7 protein-coding genes are annotated in these 8,980 nt (G+C 72.1%); 3 read left to right on the top strand and 4 right to left on the bottom strand.

The annotated features are described in order from the left end of the window. The 3 genes from ABT336_RS16635 to ABT336_RS16625 form a co-directional block, all read right to left on the bottom strand. A partial coding sequence (locus tag ABT336_RS16635) for a hypothetical protein (protein ID WP_350897490.1) occupies positions 1–550 on the bottom strand: 550 nt, incomplete at its 3' end. Next, complete coding sequence (gene prs / locus ABT336_RS16630) at positions 534–1,547, bottom strand: ribose-phosphate diphosphokinase (protein WP_350897489.1); 1,014 nt, start codon at positions 1,545–1,547, stop codon at positions 534–536. The genes ABT336_RS16635 and prs, both read right to left, overlap by 17 nt. Next, a complete protein-coding gene (locus tag ABT336_RS16625) occupies positions 1,544–2,167 on the bottom strand; it encodes an HAD family hydrolase (RefSeq protein WP_350897488.1) in 624 nt (207 codons plus the stop codon). Before ABT336_RS16625 ends, prs begins: the two co-directional genes overlap by 4 nt. A 268-nt stretch (positions 2,168–2,435) precedes the next feature. On the opposite strand from ABT336_RS16625, the gene ABT336_RS16620 reads away from it, so the two are divergent. From ABT336_RS16620 to ABT336_RS16610, 3 genes are all read left to right on the top strand, one after another. Beyond that, positions 2,436–3,440: a LacI family DNA-binding transcriptional regulator gene (locus tag ABT336_RS16620; protein ID WP_350897487.1), complete on the top strand. Its 1,005-nt coding sequence runs from the start codon at positions 2,436–2,438 to the stop codon at positions 3,438–3,440. Between the two features lie 118 nt (positions 3,441–3,558). Next, on the top strand, positions 3,559–5,550 hold the full coding sequence (locus ABT336_RS16615) for an acyl-CoA dehydrogenase family protein (protein WP_350897486.1): 1,992 nt from the start codon (positions 3,559–3,561) through the stop codon (positions 5,548–5,550). A gap of 48 nt (positions 5,551–5,598) precedes the next feature. Beyond that, positions 5,599–7,188 (top strand): DUF4139 domain-containing protein, encoded by a 1,590-nt coding sequence (locus tag ABT336_RS16610; RefSeq protein WP_350897485.1) that lies wholly within the window; start codon positions 5,599–5,601, stop codon positions 7,186–7,188. 40 nt (positions 7,189–7,228) lie between these two features. Here the strand turns inward: ABT336_RS16610 and ABT336_RS16605 are convergent, their stop codons facing one another. Beyond that, on the bottom strand, positions 7,229–8,809 hold the full coding sequence (locus tag ABT336_RS16605) for a DUF6194 family protein (protein WP_350897484.1): 1,581 nt from the start codon (positions 8,807–8,809) through the stop codon (positions 7,229–7,231). Between the last annotated feature and the right edge of the window lie 171 nt (positions 8,810–8,980).

Below are 8,980 nucleotides of genomic sequence, written 5' to 3'. Positions count from 1 at the left end.
CGACGGCACCGGCGGCGCGCAGCCGCGCGGCCTGACGCAGGGTGCCCAGCGCCTCCCGACGGAACGGCCGCCCCGCCCCGCCGGGCACCACACTCATCACCGTGAGGTAGTCCGGTTCGAGCGCGGCCACGGTCTCGTCGTCGATTGACTGTCCCGGGTCGAGGACGAGCCCCACCTGGACGCCCCGCCGCGCCACCGCCCGCAGGACCCGGATCACCGAACCGGTCACGGTGCGCTGGTGTACGCAGATCGCGTCCGCCCCCCGGTCGGCGATGTCGGACAGGAGCGGGCCGGGCTCGGTCAACATCACGTGGACGTCGATGGGCAGGTGGGTGGCGCGCCGCAGGTCGCCGAGCGCCTCCAGCGGCAATCCCAGGGCGCCGCCGAAGGCGGGCTCGGTGAGGTCGACGTGCAGGCGGGACAACCCCATCCCGGTCAGGGTGGCGACGTGTTCGCCCAGCCGGGTCAGGTCGACGCAGACCACCGACAGGGACAGCACCGGAGCGGCGCCGCCGGTGGCCCCGAGCGCCGGTTCAGAGACTGCGCGCATGGACTCTCCTCCAGCTGGCGGACTCGGTCCCGTACACGGCGGCGACCTCGTCGGCCACCTCCGGCAGGGCGTCGACCACTGTCACCCCCCGCACACCCGCGCGGTGTCCGGCGGAGTCGGTGACGTACAGACCGGCCAACCCGCCGGACCGGTGCAGGTGGTCGAGGCGACGCAGGCCGGTGCCGGTCGGACGCAGGTGGGTGACGACGGCCGAGATCCGCAGCTCGGGCGCGTACGTCCGGAGCGCGGCGACCGCCGCGACCAACGTCCCCGCGCTGGTGACCAGATCGTCGACGACGACGGCGTGACCGGTCCGGGGCATCGCCGCCACCTGCGGGACGACGGTCCGCACCTCGTCGGGCCCGAGGCGTCGCTTGACGAGGCCGACGGTGGGGAGTCCGAGTGCCGCACCGAGCCGACGCACGTGCGGATGACCGCCGGTGTCGGGAGCCACCAGACACGTCGGGGGCGTGTCGAGGCGTTCCAACAGGTGACGGTGCAGGGGCTGGGCCGCGACCAGGGACAGCCCCGGGCGGTGGAACAGGGCACCCAGCTGGTCCTCCGCCCCGGACGCGATCGCGATCAGGTGGTTCAGACCGGCCGCCGCGGCCAGGTCGGCGAGGAGCCGTGCGAACAGCGGGCGACGCTGACCCGGGACGAGCCGGTCGTGCCGGGCGTAGGCGAGGTGGGGGACGAAACCGCAGATCGACCCGGCACCGTGGTCCCGGTAGGCCCGGGCGGTGGCCAACAGCGACACGATGGCGGCGTCGGGGCTCTGGGCGGGGCCGGTGAGCGACTGCACGATCAGGACCGGTCGGCCGCGAGGATGGGCGGGAACGTCGACGCAGAGCTCCCCGTCGGGAAAGTGCCCGTCGACCCGGTGGTGGAGGTCGACGTCGTGTCCGTGCCGGGTCAGCGCGTCGACCAGATGAGACTCCTGGTCGGGGAAGTCCTCGGTGAAGGCCCGACACGTCGCCACGATTGTCGCGTCGGTCACCGTCCGACCGCCTCGGGGCATGGCCACACCAGGTCGAGGGCCTGGTCGATGTCGACCCCGTCGTAGCGGTGGGCGGCGATCGCGGCGAGGTTCGGTGTGCTGTTCACCGCGACCGTGTGGCGCAGCGCGCTGAACAGTGGGAAGTCCGAGTCGGAGTCGCCGAACGCGACGACCTCGTCGGTGTCGATGCCCAGCCGCTGTTGCAGCTCGCGGACGACTGTGGGCTTGTCCTCGGGGTTGAGGATCCGGGTCGGGTACGTCGATCCGTGGACGTGGTCGAACCCGGGGAAGCACTCCGCGAACTGCCGGGGTCCCATTGTCACCAGACACGTCACGACGCCCTCCGCGCGGAGCCGCGCGAGCGCCCGCTCCACTCCCTCGATCTTGGGCGCGGCGGCGAAGGCCCGCTGGTAGAGGTCCTCGCCGAGATGTTCCCAGGACCGCAGCGCCCGCTCGGCGAAGACTGTGCTGTCGATCAGCCCGGCCCGGTAGTCGCGTTCGAGGTCGTCGATGGTGCGCGGATCACCGGCGGCGGCGGCGATCTGCTGGCAGGCGGTGGTGCGGGGCAGGAGGGTGCCGTCCAGGTCGAAGACGGCCAGGCGGATTCGCACGGCGCTCACGCCTCGGCGCTCGCCGGAGCGACGAGCCGAGCACCGGGCGTCGTCGCGGTCTGTCGATGCGCGTCACGGTGTCCGGGAGAAGCCCCACAGAAGACAGTAACGTATCGCAACAGGCAATCCTGTCTGTGTGAACGTGCACGCAGCGTTGCGCCACATGCCCCACGCCTGAAGGGCATCATACGTATGACGTGACGGAAAAATAGCCCCTCAGTAACAAGGTCAACACCCAAAGTCATGTTGACCTGCGTATCGATCAGGAAAAATAGTCATGACAACAGACAGGGCCTCCCGGGTCACGGCGGCGGACGTCGCACGGGTCGCCGGGGTGTCGCAGAGCACCGTCTCCCTGGTCGTCAACGACCGGTGGCACGGACGCGTCGGTCAGGCCGCCGTCGAGCGCATCCTCGACATCGCCGAGCGCATGGGCTACCGACCGAACGTGGCCGCCCGCATCCTGCGGCGCGGTGTCACCGGCGCGATCGCGCTGGCCGTACCCACCCTGACCAACCCGTTCTTCGGCACCGTCCACGGGGGTGCCGCGCGCGTCGGGGAGGCCCACGGCCTGGGACTGACCGTCTTCCCCGTCACCTCCGACGACGACCACGGTCCGTTCACGTCACCACACCAGGCCATCGACGGCGTACTCGCCTGCTCGCTGTCGGAACAGAAGGCCCGGGAGCTGAGCGCCGGGCTGCCGCTGGTCCTGCTCGACGCCGCCTCGGAGACCGGCGTACCGAGCGTGACCTTCGACCTCGACCGGGGCGTCGCCGAGGCGATCGGACACCTGTACGCGCTGGGCCACCGGCGGGTGCTGCACGTCCGTGGCGACCGCGACGCGTGGACCCTCCACCGACGGGCGGCCGCGTTCGACAACCAGGTCGCCCGCCGACCCGGCATGCTCGGCACCGAGCTGCGCTGCTCGTTCCACCCGCCCGAGGCCGCCGAGACGGTCCGGGTCGAACTGGCCCGCCACCCCCGGCCCACGGCGGCCCTCTGCGACGACGACAACCTCGCCGTCGCGGTCTACTCAGCCGCCGCCCGCCTCGGCCTGGCCGTGCCGCACGACCTCTCCGTCATCGGGACCGACGACCTGCCGGTCGCCGCCGTGACTACCCCACCCCTGACCACTATCGGTCTGTCCGGCCACGAACTCGGCCGGCTCGGCATGCAGGCGTGTATCGACCTGCGCGACGGCCGACCGACCCCGTCGGTCATCCTGCCGGCGTCACTGCGGATCCGTGCCTCGACGGCCCCACCACCCCAGCCCGGCTGACGCCCGGCCCGTTCGACGAACACCCCGGCGGATCCGGCTTCCGGGTTGCCCACCCGCCGGCGGCTCGTACCCTTGATCCGGTACGAAGCGGTACCCGAGCGTCCTCCGAGGTGACCACATGTCCAGTCACGCGTCCGGCCCCGTCGACCCCGCCCGCCTGCAGGACGTGCTGGACGGACCGTGGGCCGAGGTCCGCGACGCGCACCGGGAGCACCTCGACGCCCGGTTCCTCCCGGTGTACGGCGAGACCGGCGACCAGGCCCGCGATCGGATCACCCGACTCCTCGGCGAACTGCCCACCGAGGTCGGCATCGCCTCGGCCTTCCCCACCGAGTACGGCGGCCGGTCCGACATCGGTGGATCGGTCGTCGCCAGCGAGATGTTGGCACAGGTCGACCTGTCGCTGATGGTGAAGGCCGGCGTGCAGTGGGGCCTGTTCGGCGGGGCCGTCGTCGCCCTCGGCACCCGGCGGCACCACGACGCGTACCTGCGTGACATCGCCTCCGCACGGACCCTCGGCTGCTTCGCGATGACCGAGACCGGCCACGGCTCCGACGTCCAGCAACTGCGCACGACCTGCACCTACGACCCGCAGACCCAGACCTTCGACCTGCACACCCCGCACGAGGCGGCCCGCAAGGACTACATCGGCAACGCCGCCCGGGACGGGCGGATGGCAGTGGTCTTCGCCCAGCTGATCACCCAGGGACGACGCCACGGCGTCCACGCCTGGCTGGTGCCGATCCGCGACGCGCAGGGCGTCCCGCTGCCCGGGGTGACGATCGGCGACGCGGGCCCCAAGGCCGGGCTCCTCGGGGTGGACAACGGTCGGATCGCCTTCGACCACGTCCAGGTGCCCCGGGACATGCTCCTGGACCGGTACGGTCAGGTCGCCGAGGACGGCACGTACTCCAGCCCGATCGACAACGACGCCCGACGCTTCTTCACCATGCTCGGCACCCTGGTCCGGGGGCGGGTCAGCGTGGGTGGCGCCGCGTCGGCGGCCACCAGGTCGGCGTTGACGATCGCGGTCCGCTACGGGGACGTCCGACGCCAGTTCGACACCCCGGGTGCCGACCGGGAGGTCCTGCTCAACGACTACCTGGCCCACCAGCGCAAGCTCCTGCCCGCCCTGGCCACCACGTACGCGCTGCACTTCGCCCACACCGAACTGGTCACCGCCCTCTGCGAGGTGCAGGAGGCCGCCGACCAGGTCGACGAGCACCGGCAACGGGAGGTGGAGGCCCGGGCCGCAGGTCTCAAGGTCGCACAGACCTGGCATGCCACCCGCACCATCCAGATGTGCCGCGAGGCGTGCGGGGGTGCCGGCTACCTGGCCGAGAACCGGCTGCCCGGTCTGAAGGCCGACATCGACGTCTTCACCACCTTCGAGGGCGACAACACGGTCCTGCTCCAGATGGTGGCCAAGGGACTGCTGACCGGCTACCGGGACGAGTTCGGCTCGCTGGACGGCTGGGGCCGGGCCTCCTTCGTCGCCGAGCAGGTCCGCGAGATGATGATCGAGCGGACCGCCGCCCGGTCGCTCATCCACCGGCTGATCAGCGCCGTACCCGGCCAGGACGACGAGGTCGCCGTCACCGACCGCGGCTGGCAGCTCAAGGTGTTCGAGGACCGCGAGAAGCACCTCCTCGACGGCGCGATCCGCCGCCTGCGCAACGGCGCCACAGTCAAGAAGGACCGCCCCTTCGACATCTTTAACGACGTCCAGGACCACGTCCTGACCGTCGCCGCCGCGCACATCGACCGGATCACCCTGGAAGCCTTCGTGGCGGGCATCGAGAACACCGCCGACCCGGAGGTCCGCGCCCTGCTCTCCCGGGTCTGCGACCTGTACGCCCTCACCGTCGTCGAGACCCACAAGGGGTGGTTCCTGGAGCACGGCCGACTCACCCCGGCCCGATCCAAAGCGGTCACCGCCGTGGTGAACGGCCTCCTCAAGGAACTCCGACCGCACATGGGCACGCTCGTCGACGGCTTCGGCATCCCGGACACCTGGCTGCACTGCGCCATGCTGCGTGAGGAACCCGGCCGCCAGGAGACCATGGCCGCCCACGACGCCGCCGCCGACCCCCAGGCGATCCCGGCCTGACAGGACGGTGGACCCCGGTACGGGCACTGCTGGACTACCCTCGCCGCCGTGACCACAGCGGAGATCGAAGCACCAATCGTCGGCGTCACCGTCTACCCGGACCGAGCCCGGATCACCCGCCGGGGCAACACCCGGCTGGCCGTCGGCGAGCACCGGGTACGCATCGCGCCGCTCCCCCTCGGCCTGCGGCGGGACTCGATCCGGGTCGGTGGCCGGGGTGCGGTCACCGTCCTCGGCGTGGACGTGACCGCCTGGCGGCAGGCCCGCAGCAGCGACGGGCAGGTCAGCGCCCTCGAACGGCGTCACCGGGAACTCACCGGGGAACTCGCCGAGATCGACGACGCGGACGCTGTCGAGGACCAGCGGGGCCAGTTCCTCGCCCGTCTGGCCGAACGGGCCGGCGGCACGTACGCCAGGGCGCTGGCCACCGGCGACGCCACCCCGACCGACGTGGCGGCCTTCACCGACACGGTCGCCGGTCAACTCGCCGACTCCCGCGCCCGGCGACGGGAGTCCGCCCGCCGCCGCACCGACCTGGCCGAGGAACTCGCCGTCGTCGCGCGTGACCTCGACGCCGCCCACGGGAAGCGCGAACCGGACCGGCTGGCCGCCGAGGTCACCGTCTCCGTCGACGCCGACGACACCGACCTCGACCTGGAACTCACCTACCTGGTCGACGGCGCCCGTTGGCAGCCCACCTACGATCTGCGGCTGGTCGAGGAGACGGTCACCGTCACCTGGTTCGGGCTGGTCAGCCAGGACACCGGGGAGGACTGGCCGGAGTGCGACCTGCACCTGTCCACCGCCCGACCGGCGACGTCGACAGCCGTACCGGAACTGTCCCCCTGGTACATCGACCGGGTCCGGCCCGCGCCGCCGCCGCCCGCACCGGGGGCGGCGTTCGCGGAGATGCCGGTTCCCCTCGCGTTCGGCGCCGCCCCGCCCCCCTCCGGTGCCGTGGCCCGCTCCGCCGCACCACGGCCGAGGGTCCGCGAGACCGTCGCCGAGGTCGAGCAGGGGATCACCGCCGCCACCTACCGTCCGGCCCGCCCGGTGGGGGTACCCGCCGACGGCAGCGCGCACCGGGCCACCATCGCGGTCCTGGAACTACCGGCCCGGCTGGACCACGTGACGGTCCCGGTGCACGCCACCGAGGCTCACCTGCGCGCCACCGTCCACAACACCTCGGAGCACACGCTGCTCGCCGGGCCGGCGTCGGTCTTCCACGACGCCGACTTCGTCGCGGCCACCCGGTTGCCGATCTGGGCACCGGGAGAGGAGACCGAACTGGCCCTCGGGGTGGACGACCGGCTGCGGGTGGAACGGACCCTGCACCGGCGCACCGAGAGCAAGGCCACCCTGGGCTCCACCCGACGGCGGGAGGTGGAGTACCGGGTCACGGTCACCAACCACACCCCGCGCCCGGCCGCCGTCGAGGTGCGCGACCAGCTGCCGGTGTCCCGCGACGACGCGGTGGTCGTACGGGAGACCACAGTGGTCCCCCCGCCGACCGAGCGGACCGAGTTGGGCGAGCTTACCTGGCGGCTCCGGCTCGGACCGGGCGAGAGCGGTGAGATCGGCATGGGCTTCCGGGTGGAGATGGCCAAGGGGGTCGAGCTGACCGGCTGGCGGGAGTAGCCCGGCTGGGCACCGGACGCCGAGTCCGGTGCCCGGGCGGTCACGGTCGGGGGCGTCGGGACGCCCGCTCGTGGCGGTCGCAGGCGCGGGCGTGGGCGATCCCGAGCAGCCGGTCGACCTCGGGGAGCAGGTGCGGGCCGGGCGCGACGACGCCGGCGAAACCGTACAGTCCGTAGCCCGGGTGCGGTGCGACGGTGTCCAGCCGGGCGAAGTCGAACTCGTGCCGGTGTTCCTCGAAGTCCTTGGGTGGAAAGCCGAACAACCGCTCGAACTCGGCTCGCCCCAGGTCGAGGTTGAGCCGGAAGACACCCGGACGGTCGAGTCGGGCGGACTCGTCGAAGCCGGGTACGTCGTGGTCGACGATGGTGGCGAACGGTCGGCGACGGTCGGGGCCGACGGAGAAGAACCTGTCGCCCCACGAGCCCTCGGGTGAGCCGTTCTCCTCGCTCGCCACGAACTGTTCGACCCCGGGCAGCGCGAGGATCCGGTCGGCGAGCATGGCCGGGGCGGTGCCGGTCGGGACGTGCAGCACGAGGTCGGTGTGCGCGATGGTGGCCTGGTCCAGCGGGAAGTACCTGTGGTCGTGGGTCCGCCGGTCGCCGGGTTCCACGTCGCAGGCCCGGACGTACCGGGGAAGCCGGTCGTCGCGGTGGAGCCTGCCCTCGTACGTCGAAGGGGCGGGTGCCTCGATGTCGAGTGCCGGGCTCGCGCCGAGGCTGCCGGTGATCACCGCGTACCGGTCGCCGAGCAGCGTGGCCACGATGGCACCGGCACTGCACCACGACAGGTCCATCCCGGCCATGGTCATGGTGCTCGGGTGGCGTTGCAGGTGCCGGTTGTGGGCGAAGACCAGGGTCGGTCCCCGGTGCGCCTCGATCGAGCGGATCGCCATCAGGTTCTCGGCCATCAGCGCGTCGCGGACCCCGACCAGGCGGGCGACGCGCTCGGGCTGCGGCAACGGGGCGGCGGCCTCGGCGTGGTAGCGCAGCAGCCCGACCGCGCTGGTGACCTGCACGTGGGCCGCCTGCCAGCCCTCGGGTCGCCGGGGTGCCTGCAGGTACAGCTCGGTCAGCAACCCGTCGGCGATCACCCGGAGGCGCTGGGCGTCGGCGGAACGTCCGATCGACCGACCCGGTTCCCAGACCGCGTCCGGTTCACTCCACAGTGCCTCGTCGCCGACGAGGTCGTCGATCTCGTCGGCGCGGTCGGAGTCGAGGAAGGCGCAGACCCGCAGGAGGTGGCGGCGGGGACTCGGAGCGCCTTCGATCTCCAGCGGAGCGTCGAAGCCGTGCACCGTCAGGCGGTCGGCGGCCGGCCGTCCGGCGTTCCACTCCCGCATCCGCAGGAGCAGGTCGCGGTTGGCCGGGGCGGCACCGAAGCCGTGGCTGAACCCTTCGGCGAGAGCCCGGTCGAGCGGCACCGTGGTGCCGCCCCCGACGAACTCGTCGGCGAGCAGTCCGGCGGCCCGGTCGCTCTCCAGCGCGATCGACCGGTAGCCCTGGTCGGCCAGCGCCAGGAAGGTGTCGTTACGCAGTTGGAGGAAGGCCGACTCGCCGTGGGTGGGCTCGCCGAAGGCGAGCAGGGTCGGGGGTACGGACAGCAGATCGAGTGAGAAGGTCACCCCTTCTACCGTATCGTTGGACAGCCCGTTGAGACTTCAACACGAACAGCCTCGAAACAACCCCCGAAACCCTCAAACACCCTTTCGTACGCCGACGCCGGTCGGCGCAGGACGGGACGACCCCACGGTGTGTGCCGCAACGACGCGTAGGTGTCGGTCGACCCAGCCGTT

The sequence above is a fragment of the Micromonospora sp. NPDC000207 genome (assembly GCF_040300925.1).
Taxonomy (GTDB): domain Bacteria; phylum Actinomycetota; class Actinomycetes; order Mycobacteriales; family Micromonosporaceae; genus Micromonospora.
This window is presented reverse-complemented; position numbering and strand designations above follow the sequence as displayed.